Annotated in this window: 21 protein-coding genes and 1 pseudogene; 11 read left to right on the top strand and 11 right to left on the bottom strand. The window is 70.9% G+C overall.

Annotated elements, in window-relative coordinates; genetic code table 11:
- Window positions 1-267: 267 nt before the first annotated feature.
- On the bottom strand, window positions 268-1146 hold the full coding sequence (locus ACSNOB_RS05860; protein ID WP_436685598.1) for a CPBP family intramembrane glutamic endopeptidase: 879 nt from the start codon (window positions 1144-1146) through the stop codon (window positions 268-270).
- Window positions 1147-1190: 44 nt separating this feature from the next.
- On the opposite strand from ACSNOB_RS05860, the gene ACSNOB_RS05855 reads away from it, so the two are divergent.
- Window positions 1191-1805, top strand: coding sequence for a TetR/AcrR family transcriptional regulator (locus ACSNOB_RS05855; protein ID WP_436685597.1), 615 nt, complete (start codon window positions 1191-1193; stop codon window positions 1803-1805).
- A 275-nt stretch (window positions 1806-2080) separates the two neighbouring features.
- Here ACSNOB_RS05855 and ACSNOB_RS05850 read toward each other — a convergent pair whose 3' ends face one another.
- Window positions 2081-2488, bottom strand: coding sequence for a MarR family winged helix-turn-helix transcriptional regulator (locus ACSNOB_RS05850; RefSeq protein ID WP_436685596.1), 408 nt, complete (start codon window positions 2486-2488; stop codon window positions 2081-2083).
- A gap of 101 nt (window positions 2489-2589) precedes the next feature.
- Between ACSNOB_RS05850 and ACSNOB_RS05845 the strand changes: the two genes are divergently transcribed.
- Window positions 2590-4023 (top strand): MFS transporter, encoded by a 1434-nt coding sequence (locus tag ACSNOB_RS05845; protein WP_436685595.1) that lies wholly within the window; start codon window positions 2590-2592, stop codon window positions 4021-4023.
- 94 nt (window positions 4024-4117) lie between these two features.
- On the opposite strand, the gene ACSNOB_RS05840 is transcribed toward ACSNOB_RS05845, so the two are convergent.
- Both ACSNOB_RS05840 and ACSNOB_RS05835 read right to left on the bottom strand, forming a co-directional pair.
- Window positions 4118-4741: a transposase gene (locus ACSNOB_RS05840; RefSeq protein ID WP_436685594.1), complete on the bottom strand. Its 624-nt coding sequence runs from the start codon at window positions 4739-4741 to the stop codon at window positions 4118-4120.
- 362 nt (window positions 4742-5103) lie between these two features.
- Window positions 5104-6087: a DUF5937 family protein gene (locus ACSNOB_RS05835; RefSeq protein ID WP_436685593.1), complete on the bottom strand. Its 984-nt coding sequence runs from the start codon at window positions 6085-6087 to the stop codon at window positions 5104-5106.
- Window positions 6088-6153: 66 nt separating this feature from the next.
- On the opposite strand from ACSNOB_RS05835, the gene ACSNOB_RS05830 reads away from it, so the two are divergent.
- Window positions 6154-7332, top strand: coding sequence for an MFS transporter (locus tag ACSNOB_RS05830; protein WP_436685592.1), 1179 nt, complete (start codon window positions 6154-6156; stop codon window positions 7330-7332).
- A 177-nt stretch (window positions 7333-7509) separates the two neighbouring features.
- Window positions 7510-8472, top strand: coding sequence for a hypothetical protein (locus ACSNOB_RS05825; protein WP_436685591.1), 963 nt, complete (start codon window positions 7510-7512; stop codon window positions 8470-8472).
- A 275-nt stretch (window positions 8473-8747) separates the two neighbouring features.
- Here ACSNOB_RS05825 and car(A) read toward each other — a convergent pair whose 3' ends face one another.
- The 7 genes and pseudogenes from car(A) to ACSNOB_RS05790 all read right to left on the bottom strand — a co-directional run bounded on the left by car(A) (window position 8748) and on the right by ACSNOB_RS05790 (window position 17899).
- On the bottom strand, window positions 8748-10403 hold the full coding sequence (gene car(A) / locus ACSNOB_RS05820) for an ABC-F type ribosomal protection protein Car(A) (RefSeq protein WP_436685590.1): 1656 nt from the start codon (window positions 10401-10403) through the stop codon (window positions 8748-8750).
- A 327-nt stretch (window positions 10404-10730) separates the two neighbouring features.
- Window positions 10731-12125, bottom strand: a complete 1395-nt coding sequence (gene hflX / locus ACSNOB_RS05815) for a GTPase HflX (protein ID WP_436685634.1) — start codon at window positions 12123-12125, stop codon at window positions 10731-10733.
- A 469-nt stretch (window positions 12126-12594) separates the two neighbouring features.
- Window positions 12595-12720, bottom strand: a pseudogene (locus ACSNOB_RS05810) (hypothetical protein); the annotation flags it as partial.
- A 48-nt stretch (window positions 12721-12768) separates the two neighbouring features.
- Window positions 12769-13413: a response regulator transcription factor gene (locus ACSNOB_RS05805; RefSeq protein WP_436685589.1), complete on the bottom strand. Its 645-nt coding sequence runs from the start codon at window positions 13411-13413 to the stop codon at window positions 12769-12771.
- Window positions 13401-14633 carry a sensor histidine kinase gene (locus ACSNOB_RS05800; protein ID WP_436685588.1) on the bottom strand — a complete coding sequence of 411 codons (1233 nt, stop codon included), beginning with the start codon at window positions 14631-14633 and terminating at the stop codon, window positions 13401-13403. Before ACSNOB_RS05800 ends, ACSNOB_RS05805 begins: the two co-directional genes overlap by 13 nt.
- Window positions 14634-14663: 30 nt before the next feature.
- The gene (locus tag ACSNOB_RS05795) at window positions 14664-17174 is read right to left on the bottom strand and encodes an FtsX-like permease family protein (protein ID WP_436685587.1); all 2511 of its coding nucleotides are present in this window, start codon (window positions 17172-17174) and stop codon (window positions 14664-14666) included.
- Entirely contained in the window at window positions 17171-17899 is a 729-nt protein-coding gene (locus tag ACSNOB_RS05790; protein WP_436685633.1) for an ABC transporter ATP-binding protein, read from the bottom strand. Before ACSNOB_RS05790 ends, ACSNOB_RS05795 begins: the two co-directional genes overlap by 4 nt.
- A 583-nt stretch (window positions 17900-18482) precedes the next feature.
- On the opposite strand from ACSNOB_RS05790, the gene ACSNOB_RS05785 reads away from it, so the two are divergent.
- From ACSNOB_RS05785 to ACSNOB_RS05755, 7 genes are all read left to right on the top strand, one after another.
- Window positions 18483-18719, top strand: a complete 237-nt coding sequence (locus ACSNOB_RS05785) for a hypothetical protein (RefSeq protein WP_436685586.1) — start codon at window positions 18483-18485, stop codon at window positions 18717-18719.
- A gap of 26 nt (window positions 18720-18745) precedes the next feature.
- Window positions 18746-19660, top strand: a complete 915-nt coding sequence (locus ACSNOB_RS05780) for an alpha/beta hydrolase (RefSeq protein WP_436685585.1) — start codon at window positions 18746-18748, stop codon at window positions 19658-19660.
- A 16-nt stretch (window positions 19661-19676) separates the two neighbouring features.
- Window positions 19677-20273 carry a TetR/AcrR family transcriptional regulator gene (locus tag ACSNOB_RS05775; protein WP_436685584.1) on the top strand — a complete coding sequence of 199 codons (597 nt, stop codon included), beginning with the start codon at window positions 19677-19679 and terminating at the stop codon, window positions 20271-20273.
- A 274-nt stretch (window positions 20274-20547) separates the two neighbouring features.
- A complete protein-coding gene (locus ACSNOB_RS05770) occupies window positions 20548-21408 on the top strand; it encodes a hypothetical protein (RefSeq protein ID WP_436685583.1) in 861 nt (286 codons plus the stop codon).
- A complete protein-coding gene (locus tag ACSNOB_RS05765; RefSeq protein ID WP_436685582.1) occupies window positions 21405-21857 on the top strand; it encodes a nuclear transport factor 2 family protein in 453 nt (150 codons plus the stop codon). The genes ACSNOB_RS05770 and ACSNOB_RS05765 overlap by 4 nt, the downstream gene beginning before the upstream one ends.
- 170 nt (window positions 21858-22027) lie before the next feature.
- Window positions 22028-22744 (top strand): helix-turn-helix domain-containing protein, encoded by a 717-nt coding sequence (locus ACSNOB_RS05760; RefSeq protein ID WP_436685581.1) that lies wholly within the window; start codon window positions 22028-22030, stop codon window positions 22742-22744.
- Window positions 22741-24000 carry an MFS transporter gene (locus ACSNOB_RS05755; RefSeq protein WP_436685580.1) on the top strand — a complete coding sequence of 420 codons (1260 nt, stop codon included), beginning with the start codon at window positions 22741-22743 and terminating at the stop codon, window positions 23998-24000. Before ACSNOB_RS05760 ends, ACSNOB_RS05755 begins: the two co-directional genes overlap by 4 nt.
- Window positions 24001-24195 lie beyond the last annotated feature (195 nt).

Here is a 24195-nt window from a genome sequence, read left to right as displayed (position 1 = left end):
GGGGGCGTCCGGTCCGGTCTAGCCGGCGACGAGGATGACGACAACTGAGTCAGTCGACAGCTTCGATGGATCGCGCTGCTGGGCAATCTTGCGGGCCGGGATCGGGCCCCCGCCGTGCGCAACGTGAGGGTGCGGTGAGCGAGCGCTATGGCCCGAGGGAACAGCGCCTGCTGCGAGCTTCAGCCGTAGTTGTCACCTCTGTCCCCGGGATTGTCTGCGGCGTGATGTCGTTCCGGACGATCAGGCCGCCAGGATGGTCGCCTGCAGCTACAGCAGAGCGATGGCTATCGGCGCTGCGTTCATGGCGCCGTGGACGCTCAGAATGGGCCACATCACGCGGTACCGGCTCCATAGGTAGCCGAGGAACACACCTTGAACGCTGTGGCTGGCCACGATCGATGCGAGGTCGATGGGTAGGGAGCCGCCGCCTTGAATTCCGATGTGCCAGACCGCCCACAGCAGGGACGCGACGACGATGCCGGGCCATGCGCCGAGCAGAGCCTCCCAGCGGGTCTGTAGCCAGCGCCGGTAGAAGACCTCCTCCAGCAGGCTGTTGACGGCGAAGACGATGACTACGGTCGCTATCAGCGTCACGGCGTCGGAGCCGCCGGGAAGGCCTCTGGCCGGAACGGCGAGTGGGCTGGCGTACGCCAAGACGAGCCACGCCGCCACGGGAACAGCCGGCTCCCAGCGGCGCCACGGTCCGATGACGCTACCGCGAGCGCCGTTCTCTCGGCCTGGACTGCGGCGCCGCACCGTCAGAAACAGGACCGCGGGTACCCCGAGGAGTAGCGACAGCTTGAGCAGGGTGTGGGTCGGTTCGCCGCCACCCGCGAGTCGCAGCCCTACCACGAACAGCATGGCTGTTGCCAGCAAGACCAGCGCCTCGATCCACAGGATGCCGGCCTGGCGGAGTGCCGTCTCAGGGGCGGTGAGGCGGCTGGGTCGTGGGGGCATGAGCCGGATGAGGGCGATACCGACGAGGGCCGGCACCCACCGGTGCCAGACGGGGATGGTGTCACCGTGGTCGGCCGAGTACCGCACCTCCCCGTCACCGGTCAGCAGGAGCGCCACCGCGCAGGTGGCGATCGTTGTCAATCCGGCGACGAGAACGACGGTGCCGAGACACCGAGTTTTATTCCGCACATCTGTACGGTAACAGTACCGCACAAGCGTGCTATAACGACAGGGTGCCCAAGATTGTCGACCATGACCAACGCCGCGCGGAACTTGCCCGCGCGGTGTGGGCGGTCATCGGTCGCCACGGGATCGAGGGTGCCACGGTGCGGCGGGTCGCTGAGCAGGCCGGCTTGTCCATGGGTGGGCTCCGGCACTACTTCGACAACCAGCAGGGGCTGCTGCGTTTCGCTGCCCTTGCCGTCGGCAGCAACGTCAGCGCCCGCGTTCGCGCGAATCTTCGATCCGATGGCGACGCCGCGGACCGCGCTCGGCTGCTGCTGGAGGCCATGCTGCCGATGGATGATGAACGCAGGGTGGAGGCGGACGTGTGGCTGGCCTGCCTCGCACGGTCGCGTGTCGACGAAACGTTCGAAGAACTGCGAAGCGTGGGGTGGACCGGAACGCGGCAGATATGCCGCCTCGCGGTCGCCTTGTGCCGAGGCCTCCCGGTGCCGGAGACGATCGGAGACGAACTACCCGATACCGGTCTCGAGCAGTGGGCTCAGCACCTGCACGTATTCGTGGACGGGCTGACGCTGCAGGCCGTCACCTACCCTGATCGACTGTCGGCTGACGACCTGCGCGCAGCAGTGCACCGGCAATTGACCCTCGTTGCGGGGCGGTAGGCGCGTTCCGCGAGATCGCCGCCCTCAATCGCGGGGTCGTTGAGACATGCGGCGGGCGGCGAATTCGCCGCCCGCCGCATGAACACCGCGCAGGCGGCGGCCGACCGCGTTCCGCTGGATGCACCGCTACAACACCGTTCGCCGCCACTCCCGGCTCGGGCAGCATTCACCGATCACCTACAAAACGCACCCGACCAACGCCAGCTACGTTGGCCCCGGCCGCATGAACCCTCCAGGATCAGGGGTCAAGCCCTCCTGCGTCTTTCGGCTTCTCGTCAGGACGTGGCCTTGCGCAGGAGCTCCGCGAGAGCGCGCTGCTCGTCATGGGAGAGGGCATCGATCGGCGCTTTGCGTGAGAGGGCGTCGAGCACGTTGCTGCGGCATCCTTGCCCGTCCTCGGTGAGGGTGAGGATCTTCGCTCGGCGATCCGTGGGGTGAGGCTGCCGCCGCACCAGCCCTTGTTTCTCCATGCGATCGATCACGTAGCCGGCGTTCGACGCCTCGCAGCTCATGCGATCGGCGAGCTCGGTCAGCGTGATCGGCTCCGACATCTCGCGCAGCGCGATCGCCTGCGATGCCGTGATCCCCAGCGCGTCTGCGACACCTCGGATGTGCGCGTCCAGGCGCTGGTTCAGGCGCGCAACAAGCCCGCACAACTCCACGCCACCCACCGAAGCACTCATGACACCAGGGTACCTCAAGTGTTCCGAGTTGTGATAGTTCTAGTTCAGTGCATATAGTCTCAGCTCGGAATATCATAATTCGGACTACTTGAGGGATGTCCATGACTACTCCACGACAGCGCAGCGCCACCGGGGCGCTGCTTCTGGCCGCGCTGGCCACAGCACAACTGCTGATCGGCCTGGATTACAACATCGTCTTCGTCGCGCTGCCCGAGATCGCCGGCCTCGGGTTCTCACCCGAGACGCTGCAGTGGGTCGTCAGCGCCTACGCGATCGCCTTCGGCGGGTTCCTGCTGCTGTGCGGCAGACTCACCGACGCGATCGGCAGACGACGCATGTTCTTCGCCGGCCTCGCCCTGTTCGCCATCGGCTCGGTCCTGGGAGCGGTCGCTGTCTGGGAGTGGATGCTCATCCTCGGCCGCGGCATCCAAGGGCTCGGCGGTGCGGCACTGGCACCGTCGACGCTGGCACTGCTGAGCGTCGGGTTCGCAGAGGGCGCGGCCCGCAACAGAGCTCTGGGTATCTGGGGCGCTGCCGGTTCCTCCGGCATGGTGCTCGGCTCCATCCTCGGCGGGGTACTCACCGACGCGCTCGGGTGGCGGTCGGTCTTCGCGATCAACATCCCCCTCGTCTTGGTCGTCCTCGTCCTCGCGCTGCGCGCGGTGCCGCTCGATGAGGCACGCCCCGCACTCCGTCGCCTCGACATCCCCGGCGCGATCCTCACCACAGCGGCGGCGATCCTGGTCGTGATGGGCTTCACCTTCGCCGCAGAAAACGGGTGGGGTGCGCCCGCGACGCTGAGCGCCCTTGCCGCCGGCATCGTCGCTGCCGTTGCATTGCTGATCGTCGAGGGCCGCACTCGCGACCCGCTGCTTGACATCCGCCGCTTCACCAACCGGCATCTGGCCACCGGTACCGGATCGACATTCCTGTTCATGGCCGGGTTCGGTGCCACCGCCTACTTCCTGACGCTGTACTTCCAGCAGACCCGCGGCCTGAGCCCGCTCATCACCGGACTCGCCTTCGTCATCCCATGCGTGGGCGTGCTCATCGGCACCAACATCGGCGGACGCCTCGCCACCAAGGCCGGCCTCCGTACGGCGATGGCCACGGGACAGGTCATCGGTCTTGTTGGGGTTGGCGCCTTCGGGCTCCTCGTCGGCGAAAACACAAGCTGGATCACCGTGTTCGTCCCCGCGGCGTTCTTCAGCCTTGGGCAGGGCATCGTGTTCACCACGATGTTCGCCACCGCCACCACCGGCACCCCCGAGGCCGAGCAGGGAACGGCCAGTGGCATGGCCACCGCTGGTCAGCAACTCGGCGGAGCGATCGGCCTCGCCGTCCTCATCAATTTCACCTCGGCGCTTAGCGGAGCGACATTGACGACCGCGATGACCGGCATCACCGTCGTCATCGCCATCGGTTTCGCCGTCGCACTCCTCATCCCCGGCGAAACACGAAAGGCAGGAAGCCAGTCGAGCGCGGAGCCGCTCATGTCCGCCGCTTCTCGAGCAGCACGAGACACGAGCCAGTAGCCCATCGCTCATGCCTGATGCCCGGCTGCACACAAAGCTGCCGGGCATCAACTCTCCGGAGAACCGCTCGTCATCTGTGGTGGTACTCCCAACGTCACTTGGCCTGTCTGCGCTGGTAGTGGGATCGTCGGGCTCGGGCTTGGGATGATCGTCGCCAGGTTGACCAGTGCAGGGTGTGTGCGGGTGGTAGCGCCACGGCGAGGACGAAGGCGTTGAGGAGTCGGCGGATCTCGGCGACGGTCAGCGCGATGATCTCCGGGCAGGTGTCAGGCTGCTCAGCGGCGAGGACGGCCAGGGCGAGCATGGCCAGGGTGATGAAACGGTGCCAGCCGGTCCAGCCACGGACCTGGTAGTGGGCCAGTCCGACCTGGCCCTTGCCGGTCTGGAACAGCTCCTCGATGCTCCAGCGGGACCCGGCGACACGCACGAGGGTGTGCAGCGGCACCGGCCGAGGTGACCATCGTCGCCGGCCACCCACCCGGCGGGCACCGGCATCCACCGCGGCGGCGATCATCTGCCGGGCCAGGGCAGGCTTCGTCGCGAAGCGATTCACAGCTTGGTCGGCCTTGATCGGGATGGTCGCGGCGATGCCCCGCCGGGCCAGGTGCTGCCGGTCGCCCCTGGAGCTGTACGTCATGTCGGCCAGGACCCGGTCCGGCCGGGTCCTGGGCCGGCCGCCGCCCGGGCGGGGAACCCGGATCCCTTGCAGGGCCGGCACGAACTGGGGCTGTCCAACGCTGTCCGGCGGTCAGCACCGTCGACAACGGCTTGCGGCCCTGTTCACAGGCCAGGTGCAGCTTCGCGGTCGACCCATCCAGCGACCGGCCCAACGCGTGCTCGGCCGGCTCGTCCTCGACCCACCAGGCGACTCGAGGTGCGACTCCGGCCGAGAGCGGGCGCCAGCGGCGTGCTGATGGGCGCGAGCGCTGGTGGAATCGACGCTGACTTCCCAGGTGATCAGCCCGGCGCCGTCGCCACGTGATCTGCGGGTCGAGGAGGCCCCGTTAGCCGTATCTACGCGATCCGCGACCCGCAAGCTGGGCTGGCTGTCGAACGCCGTCGACCTGTGGCGGTGACCTCTCAGTCGGTGGCCAGCGCGTCGCCGAGGGGCGTGCGTCGGTAGAGGACGGAGCGGCCGGAGCGCGCCCGGTCGAGTAGGCCCGCCTCGCGGAGCACCGTGAGGTGGTTGCCGACGGCACCGAGCGTCATGCCGAGCGTGTGCGCCAGCTGGCTGGTACTGGCCGGCTCGGCGAGCGCCAGCAGCAGCCGGGCGCGGGACCGGCCGAGCAGCCGGGTCAGCGCCGCTGGCGGCGTGCGGTGCACGTCCGGATCGAGCAGCGCGGCGATGCCCCGGGCCGGGTAGATCAGCGTGCGCGGCCACGGGTCGTCGACGTGCGCGGCGATCCGCGGCCAGACGAACGCGGCTGGCACGAGCAGCAGTCCGGCGCCGCCGAGCGGCACGTTGTGCTCCTCGTGGCGCAGGACCTCAATGGCCCCGTCACGCCAGCGCACCGACGGGTGCAGGCCGCTGAGCGCGGCCGCCCAGCCGTGCCGGCCCAGCTCGCCGGCCCGGTGCACGACGTCTCGCTCGCAGAGCATCCGCAGCTGGAGCCAGTCGGCGGCGAGTAGGTCGTGCCACGCCCGCTCCAGCGTGTCGGCGATGCGGGCGACCACGCCGCGGCCGGCGAGCATCTCCCGCGTCCGGCTTTCGGTGGCCGGCCGCATGTCCAGGCAGTAGCTGATCTCCCGGCGGGCGTCGGCCGGTGGGGTGGCGCGCAGCGCGGCCAGATCGTCGTCGATGGTCTGCGCCAGCCCCCGGGTCGGTGGCTGGACCACGAAGTTGGCGCCGTGCCGTGGCGTCGACAGCGCGAGGACAGCGTCGATGGCGGTTTCGGCACGCAGTCGCTCGAAGCGGGGCCGTAACCGGGTGTACCAGGCCGCGGGCAGCCGGCGGCTCAGGTGTTGTCCGGCGAGGTCCTGAAGCAGGTTGTTCAGCTCGAAGATCGGCGACAGCGCGAACCGGCTTCGCAGCAGGTCGTCCGCTCCGGCGAGGAACCGGATCACCCACCCGACGTTACACTCCTGCGCGAAACATTCGGATACCGCTGGCGGGCGTCCCAGGCTCGACACATGATCACGACCCAGCCCGCCACCTTCCGCGAGGTGTTCGCCGAGCCGCGCTTCCGCGCGGTGTTCCTCGCGCGGACGGTGTGGATGGCCGCCTCCACGGTCCAGATCGCGACGCTGTCGGTGATGGTCTATCGCGACACGGGCTCGTCGCTGCTCGGCGCGCTTGCGTTCGGCGCGGGCTTCCTGCCACAGGCACTCGGCGGCATCTTCCTCGGGGCGGTCGCCGACCGGGTCCGGCCGCACCGGCTGATCCTCGGGGGATACCTGCTTGAGGCGGTGATCGCCGCGACGCTCGCCCTGGTGCACCCGCCGGTGGGATGGGCGCTGGCCCTTGTCGCCGCCGTCGGCGTCGCGGCGCCGCTCTGCAACGGCGCGACCGGCCGGCTGATCGCCGACACGCTGACCGGCGACGCTTACGTGCTGGGCCGCGCCGCGGTCAGCATGTCGTCGTCGGGCGCCCAACTGGTCGGGCTGGCGGCCGGCGGCCTGGTGGTGGGCGCGCTCGGACCGCAGCGGGCGTTCCTGGCCGCGTGCGCCGGACACCTGCTCGCCGCGCTCGTGTTCCGGCTGCGCCCCGCTCGGGCGGCGTCCCCGGCACCGCCGAGCCGGCCGATCCGGGACGGCTGGGCGGGCGCCAGCCGGCTGATCGCTGACCGGGCCGTGCGCCGGCTGCTGCTGGCGCAGTGGCTGCCGCCCGCCTTCTCCACCGGAAGCGAGGCGCTCCTGGTCCCGTATGCGTCCACGCGCGGCTGGCCGCCCGGTGCGGCGGGGGTGCTCCTGGCCGCCATGCCGCTCGGCATGCTGATCGGCGACGCCGTGATGAGTCGGCTGGTCCGCCCCGCGGTCCGCGAGCGGACCGTGCCTCTACTGATCGCGCTGCTCGGCGCGCCGCTCCCGGTCCTCGTTGCCCGGCCCCCGCTGCCGGTCGCGCTGGTGCTGCTGGCGATCTCCGGTTCCGGCCTCGCCTACCTGGTGGGCCTCCAGCGTCCGTTCCTCGACGCGGTGCCGCCCGACGCCCGCGGCCAGGCGTTCACGCTGCTGTCCACCGGCATGATGACGCTCCAGGGCATCGGCCCGCTGGTCATGGGCCTCGGCGCCGAGGCGTTGGGCCCGGCTCCGGCGATCGCCCTGGCCGGCGCGGCGATCGTGCTCATCGGACTGATGCTGCGGGCCAGATAGATCTGGCCCGCCCGAAGCTTGCACCCGGTATCCACGCTTCCAGCCGAATTGCCGCCCACCGATCGAGGTAGCGACGATGGTTGATGCGGCGCTTGGCTGCCCGGGTAGGGACAGCCCTACCGCGAATGCATGGTTGACCGTGTCGTTTCCGGCGCCCCGCACTGCGACCTTGGACCCATGACGAACCAGGCGCTGCTCGCGCGTCCCACGACCTCGGTGCGGTGGCACCGTCCCCTGATATTGCTCACCGGGTTCATGACGGTCCTCGCGCTGGTCTCCCTCGTCGGGCTCGTCGTCGACAGCCGGAGCGTGAATGGCAGTCCGACCTGGTTGAAGCCGCTCAAGTTCGCGGTGTCGTTCGCGATGTACGGCGCAACGCTCGCCTGGATGCTCCGCTTCGTCCGGCGGGGACGCTGGGTTGCGTGGTGGATCGCGGCCGTCGCCGCCGTCGCCACGGCCGCCGAGATGGGCGTCATCGTGTCGCAGGCCGCGCGCGGTCGGGCCAGCCACTTCAACGTCGCGACACCGTACGACACGGCGGCGTACGACCTGATGGGTCAGCTGGCCCTGGTGATCTGGCTGTCGACGTTCGTGGTCGCCGTGGTGGTGTCCGCCCAGTCGCACGTCGACCGAGCCGCGATATGGGCGATGCGGTTCGGCCTGTTCGTGTCCCTGGCCGGCATGCTCGTGGGCGTCATGATGGCGCAGCCCACCGCTGAGCAGCAGCACATCGCCGATACCGGTGGCGTGCTCACGGTCAGCGGCGCCCATGCCGTCGGCGTGCCGGACGGCGGCCCGTCGATGCCGCTCACCGGCTGGGCGGCAACCGGCGGCGACCTGCGCGTCGCCCACTTCGTCGGTATCCACGCGCTCCAGGCTCTGCCGCTGCTGGCCTGGCTGCTGATGATTCTCGCCCGCCGGTACCCGCGACTCGTCCCATCGGCGGCGCGGATCCGGTTGATCACCGTAGGCGCGATCGGCTACGGCGGGCTGGTCGTGCTGTTGGTCTGGCAGGCACTGCGGGGCCAGGCACTCCTGCAACCGGACCGTCCGACCCTCCTGGCGGCAGTGGGGCTCACCGCGGTGGTGGGCCTCGGCGCTGTGGCGGCCGTCCACCGCCCGACCGTCCCCGCCCCCTGACAGCGCCTTCGGTCAGCCACGTCACCCGCCGCCCGGACGGTCGACGAGTGCCACCGAGCAGTTGGTCAACGCGTTCAAGAGGGTGTCGGGCAAGGAGAACATCTTCAAGCTGGCCGAAGCGTTGAACCGCGTCCGGCCGAGCCCTCCCTGGTACCCACGGCCAGCCTTGGAACGGCAGCCCTTTCCGGGCGCCCTCTGAAGAGCCTGCCGGTCCGCCTCTGACCGTCCGGAGGGACGGCCCTGGTGTGCCGTCCCTCCCAGAACCGCTTCGGCGATCAGGCGGTGGTGAACTCGGCGACGTGCCCGTCCCGCAGCGTCAGATGGGCGCCGTTGAAGCGGGACCGCATGCGCCGGTCGTGGGTGACGACGACGACCGTGCCCTGATAGCCGGTCAGCGCCTCCTCCAGTTCCTCGACGAGCGCGGGCGAGAGATGGTTGGTGGGTTCGTCCAGCAGCAGCAGGTCGACCGGCTCGGTCACCAGCCGGGCGAGTTCGATGCGGCGCCGCTGCCCGTACGACAGGTCCTGCACACGCTGCCGAAGGTCGTCCGGGCTGAACAGCCCGAGGGAGAGCAGCGCCTCGGTGTGCTCGCCGATGTCGCCGACCCGTCCGCTGCTGAACGCCTGAAGCACCGTCATTCCCTTCTGCCACGGTGTCTGTTCCTGCCGCAGGTGTCCCACCCGGCCCGACACCCGCACCGATCCGCTGTCGGGTGCCAGCTCCCCGGAGAGCACCCGCAGCAGCGTCGTCTTGCCCGCCCCGTTGGGACCGGTGATCAGCAGCCGTTCACCGGGCCCGAGGCGCAGGGAGTCGATGCTGAGCCGGTCGCCGACCCGGACGCCGGTGAGTTCGGCCACCGTCTCCTGTGGCTGCGTGGCCTCGGTGGTGATCTCCGCTGTGAAGGTGAGCGGCTCGGGCGGCGGCGCGACCGGGTTCTCGGTCAGCCGCGCGACCCGTTCCTTGGCGTTGCGGATCCGCACCATCGCCCCGTGGCCCCGCCCACGCATCCGGAACTGTCCGGCGCCGAAGACGGCGAAGGGCAGCTTGCGCGGGATGGCGTCCAGGCGCGCCGCGTTGGACGCGATCAGTTCGCGGCTGCGGTCTAGTTCGGCGCGCCACTGCTCGTACTCCAGCAGCCTGCGCTGCCGTTCCGCCGCCTTGGCCGCCAGGTAGCCCTCGTAGCCGTTGCCGTAGCGCATCACCTTGCCGGAGTCGATCTCCAGGATCGTGGTGGTGATCCGGTCGAGGAAGAGCCGGTCGTGGGTGACCGCCACCACCGTGCCGCGGTGCTTGCGCAGGTGTTCCTCCAGCCAGTCCACCGCCCGGTCGTCCAGGTCGTTGGTCGGCTCGTCCAGCAGCAGCAGCTCGGGTTCCGCGGCCAGCGTGGCGGCCAGAGCGAGGCGCGACCGCTCGCCGCCGGAGAGGGTGCCCAGCCGTCGGCCGCGCTCCAGCCCGGGCAGCCCGAGCCCGTGCAGCGCGATCTCCACGCGGGAGTCGGCCTCGTAGCCGCCACGGGCCTGGTACCGGTCCACGAGCGCGGCGTAGCTCTTCAGGAGGCCGGTGAGTTCGGCGTCCTGGCCCGCCTGGTAGGGCCGTTCGGCCAGTTCGGCCTCGGTCCGGCGCATGCCCTCCTCCAGCTCCCGCAGGTCGGCCAGGGCCAGATCGACGGCGTCCTGGACCGTGGCGTCCAGCGGCAGCTCCAGTGTCTGGGCCAGATAGCCGACGCCACCGGGCGCGACCACCGTCAGCGCACCGTTGTCCGGCTGTTCCCGTCCGGCGAGGAGCTTGATCAGCGTGGACTTGCCGGATCCGTTGTCCCCGATGACACCTACCTTTTCACCCGGCTTGATGGTGAAGCCGATCCGGTCGAGTACGACGTGGTCCTGGTAACGCTTGGTGATGTCATGCAGAGCGAGTTGCGCTGTCGACACGCAGGAGTCCTCCTGATCTGGGTTGACCGATGTCGCCGCGCACAGCAGACCGTTGGAGAAGGCAGATCGAGAACCCGCACCGTCAGGAGCGGTCCCGTCCGGCGGAACTAGCGCATGACGAAGAAATCGCAGCGCGTCCGTTTCTCAGGCGTGCGCGGTCGGGTGCGGTGACGGAGCCACGCTCGACGTCCCACACCCTCGAGGACCACACGTACCGATCACAGGGAACCCATAGGGCCATCGTAGATAGTAGGAAGCCGCACCGGCAACCGGTCCGGCCGGAGCCGGGCGGGAGGGCCGATCCGTCTTGCGGCCCTCCCGCCTCGTTCACGGCTGGGGATAGGCCCGCAGAGCGGCCGCCAGCTCCGGCCCCACCCTCGCCTTGAGCAGAATGCCCTGCTCGGTGTGCTCGGCGGACAGCACTTCGCCCTCTCTGTGGGCCCGGGAAACCAGGCCGCCCTGGGTGTAGGGCACCATGGCCTCGATCTCCACCTCGGGACGCGGCAGCAGGACGTCGATGAGGTCCCGCAGTGCCTCGATGCCGTCTCCGGTGCGCGCGGAGACCGCGATCGAGCCCGGTTCCGCGGCCAGCAGCCGGGACAGCACGTCCGGGTCGGCGGCGTCCGCCTTGTTGACGACCACGACCTCCCTGATCTCGCCCGCGCCGACCTCCGCCAGGACCTCCCGGACGGAGGCGAGTTGCGCCTCTGGTTCCGGGTGCGAGCCGTCCACCACGTGCAGCACCAGGTGCGCGTCCGCCACCTCGTCGATGGTCGAGCGGAACGCCTCGACGAGGTGGTGCGGAAGGTGCCGTACGAAGCCGACGGTGTCGGCGATGGTGTAGGGACGGCCGCTCGGGGTCTCCGCGCGGCGCACGGTCGTGTCCAGGGTGGCGAACAGCGCGTTCTGCACCAGCACTCCGGCGCCGGTGAGCCGGTTCAACAGGGAGGACTTGCCGGCGTTGGTGTATCCCGCGAGCGCGACCGACAGCACCCTGTTGCGCCGCCGTTCCTCGCGCTTGACATCCCGTCCGATCTTCAACTGGGCGATCTCGCGGCGGAGTTTGGCCATCCGTTCGTGGATCTGCCGCCGGTCGGTCTCGATCTTCGTCTCGCCGGGTCCGCGGGTCGCCATGCCGCCCCCACCGCCGCCGCCCATCTGCCGGGACATCGACTGACCCCAGCCGCGCAGCCTGGGCAGCATGTACTGCATCTGGGCCAGCGCCACCTGGGCCTTGCCCTCGCGGGACTTCGCGTGCTGCGCGAAGATGTCCAGGATCAGCGCGGTGCGGTCCACGACCTTGACGCGTACGACGTCCTCCAGGTGGACCAGCTGGCTCGGGCTGAGTTCGCCGTCGCAGACGACCGTGTCGGCGCCGGCCTCCTCGACGATCTCCCGCAGCTCTTTGGCCTTGCCCGATCCGATGTAGGTCGCCGGGTCGGGCTTCTGCCGTCTCTGGATGACCCCGTCGCACACCAGAGCGCCCGCCGTTTCCGCCAGCGCGGCCAGTTCGGCGAGTGAGGCCTCGGCGTCGTCGACGCTGCCGGACGTCCAGACTCCGACGAGTACGACGCGCTCCAGGCGCAGCTTGCGGTATTCGACCTCGGTGACGTCGGCGAGTTCGGTGGACAGTCCGGCGACCCGGCGCAGCGCGGCCCGCTCCTCGCGGTCGTACTGCTCACCGTCAAAGCTGTCGGGGGCCGGCACGAGGTGTTCGTCCATCAGGGCGTCCGCCCGCTGCTGACGTGCGGCGGGACCTTCGGAGTGCGGCATATGAGTCCTTTCTCGGGCGGGGACCGCTGGTGGAGCCCGGCACAGGCGTGTTGCGCGGGCACCTCTGGGGTGACGGTTCCCACCGGTCGCGTAGTCGTTTGCCCGGGCCTCCGCGCGGGCTCCGCCGGGGCGTCCGGGATGCATGGAAACCTGTCGGACCCGTCGACGGGACTGACAGGGCAGGAAAAGGCAAGAGGCGAGCACCGTCGGCGACATCGGGCCGGCATGTGAGCAGCACAGCAAGCGAGCCGTGCCCGACGGTGCGTCTCGCCGGAAGGCTCAGCCAAGGGCCGCTAAGGGCGTCGCGCCCAACGCCGCGTCACAGAAGGGCAATGCCGAATCTCACACGCCGACAACCGTAGTTGACTCTCCGGCCGACCGCATCCGTCTTCTCAGACGACGAGAACCGGTCCAGGACTCACCCTGCTCGGCAGGCGAGCAACCGGCGCAGGATCGCCCCGTGCGGCGACGACCACGCGCTGCGGGCCACGAGATGCCAGTGGCCCGCCCTGAGGACCAGCCCGTACGGGTCCACCGTCCGGGTGACCCGCTGGGCGTGACAGAGGTGTGGGCTGGATCAGCGTACGCAGGCTCAGCTGTTGAGGTACGCCAGGACCGCTCGGACGCGGCGGTGGGCGTCGTCGGCCGGCGGCAGGTCGAGTTTGGCGAGGATGTTGGTGATGTGCTTCTCGACCGACACCGCCGCCAGCACGAGCGTCGCGCAGATGGCGGAGTTGGACAGGCCCTGCGCCATGAGGCCGAGGACCTCCCGCTCGCGTGCAGTGAGCGCGTCGAGGCCATGGTGGCGGTTGCTGCGGGTGAACAGCTGCCGGACGACTTCGGGGTCCATGGCAGTGCCGCCGGCGGCGACGCGCTCGACTGCGTCGAGGAAGTCGTCGAGCGCGGTGACGCGGTCCTTGAGCAGGTATCCGACGCCGCCGCGGCCGTCGGCGAGCAGGTCCGCGGCGTAGGCGCGTTCCACGTACTGCGAGACGATGAGGATTCTGGCCTGCGGGTCGGCGGCGCGCAGTCGCAGGGCGGCCTTGATGCCCTCGTCGCGGAACCCGGGCGGCAGCCGCACGTCGACGATGGAGAGGTCCGGCCGGTGCTCCTCCACCGCGTGCAGGAGGGCGTCGGCGGTGTCGACCGCGGCCACGACGGTGTGGCCGGTGTCGGTCAACAGCCGGATCATGCCTTCGCGCAACAGCAGCAGGTCTTCGGCGATCACGATGCGCATGGCAGCTCCGCGTGCAGGACGGTCGGCCCGCCGAGCGGGCTGGCCAGGGTGAGGGTGCCGTCGAGTGCCTCGACCCGGCGGCGCAGGCCGTCGATTCCGGCACCGGCCGGGTCGGCGCCGCCGCGGCCGTTGTCGGTCACGGTGACGTGGACGGTGTGGTCACGGCGGACGATGTCGATGACGCCGGCGGTGGCCTCGGCGTGTTTGGCGGCGTTGGTCAGCCCTTCGGCGACGACGAAGTACGCGGCCGACTCGACCGCCGCCGGATACCGCTGGTCTGGGTCGCCGTGCAGTTCCACGACGAACGGGCTGTCCCCGGCGAGCGCGGCGAGCGCCGCGTGCAGGCCGCGGTCGGTGAGGATGGGGGGATGGATGCCGCGGACCAGGCGGCGCAGCTCGGTCAGCGCGTCGTCGAGCTGTCGGCGGGCGAGGTCGACGTCCGCTCCGGCATCGCCGTTGGTGCGCAGCTTCCGGGAGGCCAGGGCCAGGGTCATGCCGGCCGCGACCATGCGGGCCTGAGCGCCGTCGTGCAGGTCCCGCTCGATGCGGCGCAGCTCGGCAGCTTGGGCGTCGACGACGCGCTGCCGCGTCTGGGCCAGGTGCTGCGTCTGCTCGACCAGGCGGCGGTATTCGCCCGGGGCGAGCAGCATGCCGGCCAGCCGGGCCGGGCCGGCGGCGAGGACGCGGATCAGCCAGACGGCGACGGGCATCAGCGCCAACCCGATCACGGTGAGCGTGAACCGGCCTGGGGTGGTCGTCATGAGCCACTTCATCGGGAACGGGGCGTGCGGGTTCGGCACCGCCCAGGCCCATGCCGGCGCGACGACCGCGGCGAGATCGACGACCGCCACGACCAGCCCGGCGATCCCGGTGGCGAGGCCGATCGGCAGCAGCAGGGTCAGCCAGGCCAGATCGCACCAGGTGGCCGGCTGCGCGGCGACCGCGCCGACCTTCCGGCCCATGGTGTCGCCGGCGGCCGGGACGTACGGCGTCGGGACCGGTGCGCCGAGCACCCAGCCGGCCCGCCGCCGCTCGAACCCGGCGAGGATCCGGGTCACCCGGGCGGCCCCGAGGAAAGCGGGGCCGCCGAGGTGCGTGATCGACACCAGCGTGACGACGATCGCGGCGGCGAGGGTCCACGCGAAGCCCAGTACGCCGGCGAACGGGCCCGTGACGAGGTAGCCCAGCGCTGCTCCGGTACTCATGATCGACTTCCGCATCGCCGCTGATCGTATCCGCACGCCGGCATCTCAGATGTCCAGCGCCAGGCCACGGCGGCGCACCATCAGCCGGGTCGGCAGGGCACCGGCGAGCAGGCCGAGCAGAGCGACACCGCCGGCCATCGCCGCGTACGTCCCCGGGTCGACGATCAACCGCAGCACGCCGTCCTGGGCGGTGCTGAACGCGCCGACGACGATGCCGGTCACCGTGGCGCCGAGGAGCAGCCCCACGAGCACGGTCAACGCTGCCTCCGCGGTGGCGAGGCGGTGCAGCTGCCGGGCCGTCGCGCCGACCAGACGCAGGTCGGAGTACTCGCGGCGGCGTGCGGTGGCGGCGATCGCGAACGTGTTGATCACGGCGATCGCGGTGAAGCCGAGCGAGATGAGCACCATGAGTTCCCAGGCGCCCTGCTGGTTGGCGGCATCACCGGGCGCCGCCGCCGCGGCGGTCGGGGTGATCCGCAGCCCCGACACCTCGGCGCGGAGCCGCTCGTCGGTGCCGGCGGAATAGCGCATGCCGATCGAGCTCACCAGGCCCCGCGGATCGTGTGCCGCCACCAGGCCGGCCGGAAGCACCAGGTCGCCGAAGCCGCGCGCCCTCGCGTACACCATGGACAGGCGCAGCTCGGTCCGGTGACCGTCCGGCAACCACAGGGGGACGACGTCCCCGACCCGCCAGCCGTACTGCCGGGCCAGCAGCTCGCTGGCGGCGAGCCCGTCGGCAGCCGGCGCACCGGCGCGTACGTCCAGGTCCAGAGCCGGGTCGCTGCCGGTGACCAGCAGACCCTGCGCCGCGTAGTCCTCCGGTTTGCCGCCCTGCTCGACGATGACCCGTGTCGGCAGCACCGCCGCCGCACCGGTCACGCCCGGCACCGTCGCCAGCCGCTGCGCCGTCGCCAGCGGCAGGCCACCGGCCACGGTGAGCTGCGCCGTCGCCGGCGCGTTGCGGGCCACCTGCTCCTGCGCGGTCAGCCGGCCCAGCAGGTCGCTGTTGAGCAGCATCGTGGCGTTGATCGCGAACATGAGCACGAGCGGCACGGCGACCGCGGCCACCCGCCGGTGCTCGACCCGGGCGATCAGCCCGGCCAACCCGAACAGGCGGGACACGACCAGCGTGACCAGGCGCACCAGGATCGGACCGAGCGCGGCGACCGCGCACAGCAACAGGACCGACGACACGAAGCTCATGCCCATGCCGAGCGGGCCGTCCAGCGGCACGAAGGTGAGCACCGCGACGGCGCCGGCGGCCGCGGTCAGCGCGGCGAGCGTACGGATCACGACGCCACCGGTCGGTGCGGTGGCGGTCTCTGTGAGAGCCTGGGTCGGGGCGATGCGCACCGCCCGACGCGCGGCGGTGCGGGCACCGACGAACGTGACCAGCACACCGGCCAGGGCCGCCAGTAACAGCACCGGTACGTTGATCCGTACGGTGAACTGTGCGGGCACCGCGCCGAGCGTCTGGAACCGGGCGGCGACGGCCTGGGCGAACAGCACACCCAGCGGTGCGCCCGGCACCGCCGCGACCGCGGCGAGAACGACGCTCTCCAGGCCCAGCATCCGGCGCAGCTGTTTCGGCGTCGCACCGACCGTGCGCAGCAACGCCAGCTCACGCAGCCGCTGACGGACGCTGAGGGTGACCGTGCCGGTGAGCACGAACACCGCGGCGAAGGCGGTGATGCCGATGACGAATCCGAAGATGGAGATCGGGCCGATGTAGTCCGGCAACGCTCCGGGCAGGTCCGCGCGAACACGATCGGCGCCCGTGTACACGTCCGCGTCACCGGCGGCGGCCCGCACCTGTCGTCGCAGCGCGGCCAGGTCCGCGCCCGGCGCCCCGAAGACCCCGATTGCGGTCGGCCCGGCCAGTCCGGAGACGGCGGCGACGTCGGAGTCGTGCAGGAACAGCGCACCCTGAGCGGGCAGGCCGTCGCGGCCTTCCGGTGCGGCGATGCCGCTGACCCGTACCGTCCGGGCGCCGGTCCGGGTCGTGAGCCGCAGCTCGCCGCCGACCGTCAACCCATCGGTTGCGGCCAAATCGGCATCGATGACCACCTCACCCCGGCCGGGTGCCCGGCCGCTCTTCATCGCGTACGGGGTGAGCACCGCCGACGCCCAACCGTGCCCGATCACCGGCGCGTCATCGGTTCCCCGCAGCGGCCGGCCGTCGCGACCGGCGACCTGCACCGGGAAGGCGGTGTCCGCGACGACCCGGGCCACTCCCGGCACGGACGCGATCTTGCCGGTCAGGTCGACCGGCACCGTGCCGGCCCCGGTCAGCCGCTCGCTCTTGACCTTGCGCTTGGTCTTGGACTTGCCCTCCTTCTTCTTTTTGACCGTCGCGGTCTCCAGGCTGATCGCGCGCTCGCCGGAGACCACGAGCGTGGTGGCGGCGAACCGGTCGGCCGGAGGCGTCGCGGTGAGCACCGAGAACAGCAACAGCCCGCCCCCGGCCAGCAGGGCCACGGCGAGGAACGCCGCGACGAACGTACCGGTGTAGGCGCCGAGGTGGCGGCGCAGGCTGCCGATCGCCAGTCGCATCATCGGGCGCTCACCGCCGTCATCTGCGCCGCGACCTTCTCGGCCGACGGACTGGCCAACTCGGTGACGATGCGACCGTCCGCGAGGAACACCACCCGGTCGCCCCACGCCGCTGCCGCCGGGTCGTGCGTGACCATGACGATCGTGGTCCCGAGGTCGTCGACCGCCTCCCGCAGCAGACCGAGCACCTCACGGCCGGCCGCCAGGTCCAGCGCGCCGGTTGGCTCGTCCGCGAAGATCACCTCAGGTCGGGCGGCGAGCGCCCGGGCCAGCGCGACCCGCTGCCGCTGCCCGCCGGACAGCTGCGCCGGCCGGTCGTTCTCCCGCCCGGCGAGCCCGACCCGGCGCATGACCTCACGCGACCACGCCCGATCCGGCCGCACCCCGGCCAGTTGCTGCGGCAGCAGCACGTTGTGCCACAGCGACAGCGAGTCCAGCAGGTTGTACGACTGGAACACGAAACCGACGACCTGGCGGCGGACCTCGGTCAGCTTCGGCTCGCGCAGCCGGCCGATCTCCTGGCCGGCCAGCCGGATCTGACCGCTGTCCGGCCGGTCCAGGCCGGCGGCGCACTGCAACAGCGTGGACTTGCCGGAGCCGGACGGCCCCATCACCGCGTTGAACGTGCCGGCGCCGAACGCCACCGACACCCCGTCGAGGGCGCGCGCCCCGGCGCCCGGATACGTCTTCGTCACGTCGAGCAGTTCGACGACCACCGTGTTGTGCATGGTCATCAGCGTTCTGGATCACCAGCGTCGGCAACACACGGCGAACCATGCTTCGTGGTAGGGCGGGCCCTACCACCCGAGGCTCACGCGATGACCCACCTCTGTGCCCGAGGCACGCCGAAGCAGGTCACCAGGGATACCACCCGGAGGGACGCAACCTTCACACAGGCGAAGCAGTAGACATCACCACCGCGTCTTGCCCAGGAGCCAATGCCCCGGTCGTCGCGTCCCGACAGCAACCCTGTCCTGAATGTGGGCCGCACAAGCAGCCGCAGCAAGTGTGGGACAAGCGCCGACCATCGTCGGCACCTCGCGGCCGCGCCTTGGGTGAGCCGTCCGCCTCATCACCCTCGCTGCGGTCTCGATCAGGAGTTTTCACGAACCCGATGGCCTCGGGCTCGGTCGCCGCCGCCTCCGTACGCGGGTGCCGGCAATGCCCGCTCCAGCCGACAGTGCACCGCTCGCGCTCGATGAACGAGCGTAAGCCCGTCCGGTGCGGGCACGTGCCCGTCGTTCTGATGCAGGTGCATCAGTACGTGGTACCGTTCCGATGCGATTGCATCAGTAGCCGGAAGGAACCACCGTGACGCCATCACAGAAGGACGGCGGCGCAGCGCAGCAAGCGCGCTGGCTGCTTGGCGTGCTGCTCCTCGTGCAGGGTTTCGGGTCCGCGCTGACCGAGGCCCTGCGCGGCACCAGCTTCGGCGTAGCCGGCCTGCTGCGAGCTGCCGGACTACCGGAATGGACCGATTACCTGGTCGGCGCGGCTGGTGCCGTCCTGCTGGTCTGGGCGGCCCTCCGCTGGCGGGTGGCCCGTTGAGGCGCGGCGCGTGGAGTCGCCGAACGGTGCTGCGTACCGGCGGCCTGGGCGCCGTCGCAGCCACCACCGGGGCGGCCTCCTGGGACCGGCGGGCGGCACCGACGGTCGTTCTCGTACACGGCGCGAACGGCAACGGCGCCTCGTACGCCCCGCTGACCGCCGAGCTGGCCGCTGCCGGCCTCCGAACGCTCGCCGTCGACCTGCCCGGCCACGGGGCGTCAGGCCACTTCCCGGCCTCCTACCAGGCGCCGCAGGATCTCCCCACGTTCGCCGTCGAGCGGTCGCCGGTACTGGCCCGTATCACCCTGGCGGACAACGTACGGCACGTCGTGGGCGTGGTGCGCCGCGTCGCGGCCCACGGGCCGGTGATGCTCGTCGGGCAGAGCATGGGCGGCGCCACCATCACCAGGGCCGCCAACGAGGTGCCCCACCTGGTCAGCCGGCTCGTCTACCTCTCGGCCTTCTGCTGCGTCCGGTTCCGCAGCGTGGTGGACTGCTACCTGAGCCCCGAGGGGGCGACCACACTCATCCCCCTGATCCCCAGCGTCGGCGATCCACAACGGCTCGGCGTGACGCGGACGAACTGGCGGTCCGCCGACCCGGCGTTCCTCTCCGGGGCCAAAGCGGCGCTGGCCGCCGAGTACGATGACGGCGCGTTCCGCGCCCTGCTCAACGGCATGGAACCCGACGAGTCGGCGGCGGTGCCCGCCGACGACGCGCGGGGCGAAGCGCACACCTGGGGGCGCGTCCCGCGCAGCTACATTCGGTTCACCCGCGACCGGGCGCTGCCGCTCGCCCTCCAGGACCGCATGATCCGGGAGGCCGACGCGGCGACACCCGGGAACCGGTTCGACGTGCACAGCCTGCCGGCGCCACACGTGGGGCCGGAGGACCCGCGGCCACTCGCGAAGATCGTCGCTGGTCTGGCGTACCGGCGCTGACCCGACATGGAGGCCCATGCCCCGGCACGTCGACCACGACGCTCGCCGCCGCCGGATCGCCACGGCGGTCTGCGACCTGATCGCCGAGCGGGGGATCGAGGCCGTCACCCTCCGGGAGGTGGCCGCCCGCGCCGGTGTCTCGATGGGTGCCGTCCAGCGCAGCTTCCCCAAGGACGGGATGCTGCTCTTCGCGCTCGAGCACGTCCTCGCCCACGTGGCGGAGCAGGGTCAGCAGCGCCTGGACGCGTCGGACTCGCGGGAGTCGGCGCGCACCCTGCTCGTCACCACCCTGCAGGAGATGACGCTCGCCGAGACCGACGACGGCGTGCTCGCCCGGGTGTGGCTCACCTTCGCCGCGCAGGCCAGCGTGCGCGACGACCTGGCCGCCGTGCTTCGCGAGCACCAGGCCAAGAGCCTGGAGCTGCTCACCTGGCTGATCCAGTTCGGCCAGCGAACCGGGGAGATCCGCGGCGACCTCGAGCCAGCAGAGGCGGCCAACGCGCTGCACGCTCTGGCCGACGGCATCACCGTCCAGGTCGCCGTCGGTCAGGCAACGCGCACGGCGGCACGGCGGCTGGTGGATCACGCCACCGATCACCTCTGGGCCCGCTGACGCCACCACCGAGCCCGAACCTGCCGCTACCGACGACGTGGCTGCCCGCTGTGGTCATCGATGCCGACCCGGCCGCAACCGATGGGTTGACGGTCGGCGGCGAGCTGCCTCCGCCGGTTCGTGCGCCTGCACGCGCCTGACCTGTCGGGCAGAGCGCTCTTGGCGGGCTATGCCAGTCAGGCGCACATGAACGACGAGGTGAGGCGGCTCACAGGCATGACACCCGTCCGATTTCTGGAAGCACTCGGCGGCGCGTCCGCCTAGCGTGGGCGCCGTGCCCGTCGACATCACTGCTGCAGAACAGTTCATCCACAACACCGCTCGCCTTCTGGACAGGCACCGGCTCGCGGTACTGCTCCACGACGCTGCGGTGGGACCGGTCCTCACGGCGTTGCGCGCCTATCAGAACCCCGACCACGGCTTCGGTCATGCCCTGGAACCCGACGTCCGGGATCCCGCGAGCCAGCCGACTGCCACGCTGCACGCCCTGGAGGTGCTCGCCGAAGTCGGCGCTCTGGACGATCCCATGGTCACTCAGGCTGCGAGTTGGGCGGCCCGCAACGCCCGCGCCGACGGGGCCCTGCCCTTCGTCCTGCCCAGTGCGGCCGGCCATCCGCACGCACCGTGGATGACGCCCAACTCAGAGGGTTCGTTCATCACGTTCGGGTTCGTGTCCGTGCTGACCCGGGCCGGCGTGCGGACCCCCTGGCTCGATGCCGCGAGGTCCTGGTGCTGGTCCCGGATCGATCGTCCCGACGAGCTCGACGCGTACTGGGTCAAGTTCGCCCTCGACTTCCTCGATCACGAACCGGACGAGCACCGCGCCCGCGCGGCGATCGAGTCGCTCCGGCCCAAGATCGGCGCCGATGGCACGATTGCCGTTCCTGGTGGCACCGAGGACGAGCGCCTCACCGCTCTCGTGCTCTCACCGCGCCCGAGCCTGCGCAGCCGGGCCCTGTTCACCGAGGAGCACATCCAGGCAGAGCTGGACCGGCTGGAGGAGGAGCAGCTCGAGGACGGCGGTTGGATGTTCGACTGGCTCGACTGGTCCCCGGGGCAGCGCGTGGAGTGGCGCGGCGCCGTGACACTGCGCGCACTCGCCACCCTCGCGGCACACGGCCGCGTTCAACGATGACGTCCCCGCTCACCCGTATGACCCGGATGCCGCACGACAGCCGCAACATCGTCCGGAACGCCTGGAAGGCGTTCGCCACCCACGACGCGGACCGGATCGCCGCGGTTTTCACCGAGGACGCCGAGTGGCTGGCCCCTGCGGGGAACGCGACCGCCGTCGCGCTGGAGGCCCCCAGCCACATGATCGGCAGGGAGGCGATCGTGCACTTCCTCGCCGAGGACTTCCCCCGCTTCTTCGTGCGCGACGTCAACGTCACCTTCCACGAGATCCACGCCGACGGTGATCGCGTGATCGTGGAGGAAACCATGACGGCGACATTGGCCAACGGCAACCACTATGCCAACGACTACTGTTTCGTCTTCGAGCTACGGGACGGATTGGTCCACCGGGTCCGCGAGTACATGGACACGGCTCGCGGGCATCGCATGGTCTTCGGCGAGCGGTCATAGCGGGCCGCCACGTACCTATCGAACCTCCTGGGGTCCTGTAGGAAGGTTCGGACCGCCGTCGCCCGGGCCGCCCCGCCAATGCGGCTGTGACCCGTTGACGCCACGACCCATCCTGATCGTGACTGGGGCGCCTCGTTGCAAAGGATTCTTTGCATAGCTATCTTGGCATCATGACCGGAGATCCACACAAGCCTGGTTACGACTCCACGCAGGACGTGGTCCTCGACGCACGAACGCTGCGTGGGGTAGCCCACCCACTGCGCCTGCGGTTGCTCGGCTCGCTGCGCCATGACGGGCCGCAGACCGCCACCCAGCTGGCCACCCGACTCGGCGAGTCCAGCGCGGCTACCAGCTACCACCTCCGCACGCTGGCCGCTCACGGCTTCGTCACCGACGCACCCGAACTGGGCCGCGGCCGGGAACGCTTCTGGCGCGCCGTGCATCGCTCGACCTGGTTCGACGCTCCCGACCGGGACGCGCCGGAGCGTGAACTCGGCGAGGCGTACCTGCGGACGGTCGCGCGGATGTACGCGGAGAACGTCGAGCGGTCCATCACCGAGCTGGCCGACTGGCCGCAGGAGTGGGTACGGGCGGCCAGCATGAGCGACCTCACGGTCAGTCTGAGCGCCGCCGAGGCCAAGCAGCTCGCCGACGACGTGATGGCCCTGCTGGTGCGGTATCGGGACCGGGCGGCGGACCGGGCCGGTGACGGGTCCGAACGCGTCGCGATGACCACGCAGTTCCAGATCTTCCCCCGGCGCGGCCAACTGGACGCGCTGTTGGCCGCGCGATCCGCGTCCGACAGCGGGCCCGTCACCGCGGGTACTGAATCGTCCGGTACCGCGGCCGACGAACCCTCCGGTGCCGTGGACGGGGACCGACCATGAGTCAGCGGTCCGCGTACGGGTTGCTCGTCGCCCAGGCGGTCTCGGTCGCCGGCACCCGGATGTCAGTCGTGGCGGTGCCCTGGTTCGTGTTGCAGACCACCGGCGACGCCCTGCTGACCGGCGTCACCGCGTTCGTGGAGATGGGCGCCCTCGTCGCGGCGCGCGTACTCGGCGGACCGCTGATCGACCGCCTGGGGGCGCGGGTGGCCAGTGTTGGCGGTGACCTGACCGCCGGGCTCGTGCTCGGCGTGGTGCCCCTGCTGTACGCCGCCGGCCTGCTCGCCTTTCCGGTCCTGCTCGTGCTGGTCGGGATGGTCGGGCTGTTCCGCGGGCCGTCGGACAACGCGAAGTACGCGATGGTGCCCGACGTCGCGGCCGCCGCCGGCTGGAGTAACGAGCGTGCCGCCGGGCTGGCTGACAGCGTTCATCGCCTCGGATCGCTGATCGGGGCGCCGTTGGGCGCGGTGCTGATCGCTCTGGTCGGCGCTCCCGTGGTCATCGCGCTGGACGCGGCCAGCTTCCTGCTCGCCGCCGCCCTGGTGGCGGCACTGGTCCGGGTCCGGCGGGCCGAACCCGACCCGGCCGAGGCGGGCCGGCGCACCGGTGTCCGCGGCTACCTCGCCGACCTCGGGGCCGGGCTGCGCTTCGTCCGGCGTGACCCGCTGCTCCGGGCGATCGTCGCGATGGTGCTGCTGACTAACCTGCTCGACCAGGCGATGACGGCGGTGCTGATCCCGGTGTGGGCGGCCGAGCGTTTTGACGACGCCGCACCCGTCGGGCTCGTGTTCGGCGCGTTCAGCGCCGGTGCCTTCGTCGGGTCGCTGCTCGTGTCGGTGTACGGGGCACGACTGCCACGGTGGCGCACGTACGCCGTGGCCTTCCTGCTCGGCGCCGTCCCGCGGATCTTCGTCCTGGCGCTGCCGGTCGGACTGCCCGTGATCGCGGGCGTCGCGCTCGCCGGCGGGGTTCTGATCGGGGCCATCAACCCCCTGCTGTCCGCCGCGGAGTTCGAACGCATCCCGGCCGGACTGCGGGCGCGTGTCCTCGGCGCGGTCGGCGGCCTGGCTTGGGCCGGTATCCCGCTGGGCGGGCTCGTCGGCGGCGTGCTCGCATCCACGCTCGGCGCCACCGGCGGCATCCTCGTCGTAGGTACGGCGTACCTGCTGGTCACCCTCGACCCCCTGGTTCGCAGGCGCACCTGGCGGCTGATGGATCGGCCGGTTCCGACCACCGCCCCGGTCCCGGTGCCGAGCTGAGCACGTCGTCACGGCGCGACCCGGCATCACAGACGATCCATGCTCTCAGGATCTTGGCCACAACGGTGTTGCGGAAAGGAAATCGGCCGCACAACCCGATGCGGGAAACGGCACGCAAGCCGTCGAAGCCCTCTAATCCGATGATGTGGCCCGATGCCTCCCCTGTCAGCACTCTTCGGGCACCGCGGCGGCGTG

The sequence above is a fragment of the Micromonospora sp. URMC 106 genome, from assembly GCF_051386395.1.
Lineage (GTDB): Bacteria > Actinomycetota > Actinomycetes > Mycobacteriales > Micromonosporaceae > Micromonospora.
This window is presented reverse-complemented; position numbering and strand designations above follow the sequence as displayed.

Bases quoted from the DNA above. Each gene is read 5' to 3' on its own strand.
- ACSNOB_RS05805 (WP_436685589.1), bottom strand. From the start codon at position 13,413: ATGCGCATCGTGATCGCCGAAGACCTGCTGCTGTTGCGCGAAGGCATG.
- ACSNOB_RS05850 (WP_436685596.1), bottom strand. From the start codon at position 2,488: ATGAGTGCTTCGGTGGGTGGCGTGGAGTTGTGCGGGCTTGTTGCGCGC.
- ACSNOB_RS05765 (WP_436685582.1), top strand. From the start codon at position 21,405: ATGACGTCCCCGCTCACCCGTATGACCCGGATGCCGCACGACAGCCGC.
- ACSNOB_RS05760 (WP_436685581.1), top strand. From the start codon at position 22,028: ATGACCGGAGATCCACACAAGCCTGGTTACGACTCCACGCAGGACGTG.
- ACSNOB_RS05755 (WP_436685580.1), top strand. From the start codon at position 22,741: ATGAGTCAGCGGTCCGCGTACGGGTTGCTCGTCGCCCAGGCGGTCTCG.
- ACSNOB_RS05825 (WP_436685591.1), top strand. From the start codon at position 7,510: ATGACGAACCAGGCGCTGCTCGCGCGTCCCACGACCTCGGTGCGGTGG.
- ACSNOB_RS05800 (WP_436685588.1), bottom strand. From the start codon at position 14,633: ATGCGGAAGTCGATCATGAGTACCGGAGCAGCGCTGGGCTACCTCGTC.
- ACSNOB_RS05845 (WP_436685595.1), top strand. From the start codon at position 2,590: ATGACTACTCCACGACAGCGCAGCGCCACCGGGGCGCTGCTTCTGGCC.
- ACSNOB_RS05790 (WP_436685633.1), bottom strand. From the start codon at position 17,899: ATGCACAACACGGTGGTCGTCGAACTGCTCGACGTGACGAAGACGTAT.
- ACSNOB_RS05795 (WP_436685587.1), bottom strand. From the start codon at position 17,174: ATGATGCGACTGGCGATCGGCAGCCTGCGCCGCCACCTCGGCGCCTAC.
- ACSNOB_RS05775 (WP_436685584.1), top strand. From the start codon at position 19,677: ATGCCCCGGCACGTCGACCACGACGCTCGCCGCCGCCGGATCGCCACG.
- ACSNOB_RS05830 (WP_436685592.1), top strand. From the start codon at position 6,154: ATGATCACGACCCAGCCCGCCACCTTCCGCGAGGTGTTCGCCGAGCCG.
- hflX (WP_436685634.1), bottom strand. From the start codon at position 12,125: ATGGACGAACACCTCGTGCCGGCCCCCGACAGCTTTGACGGTGAGCAG.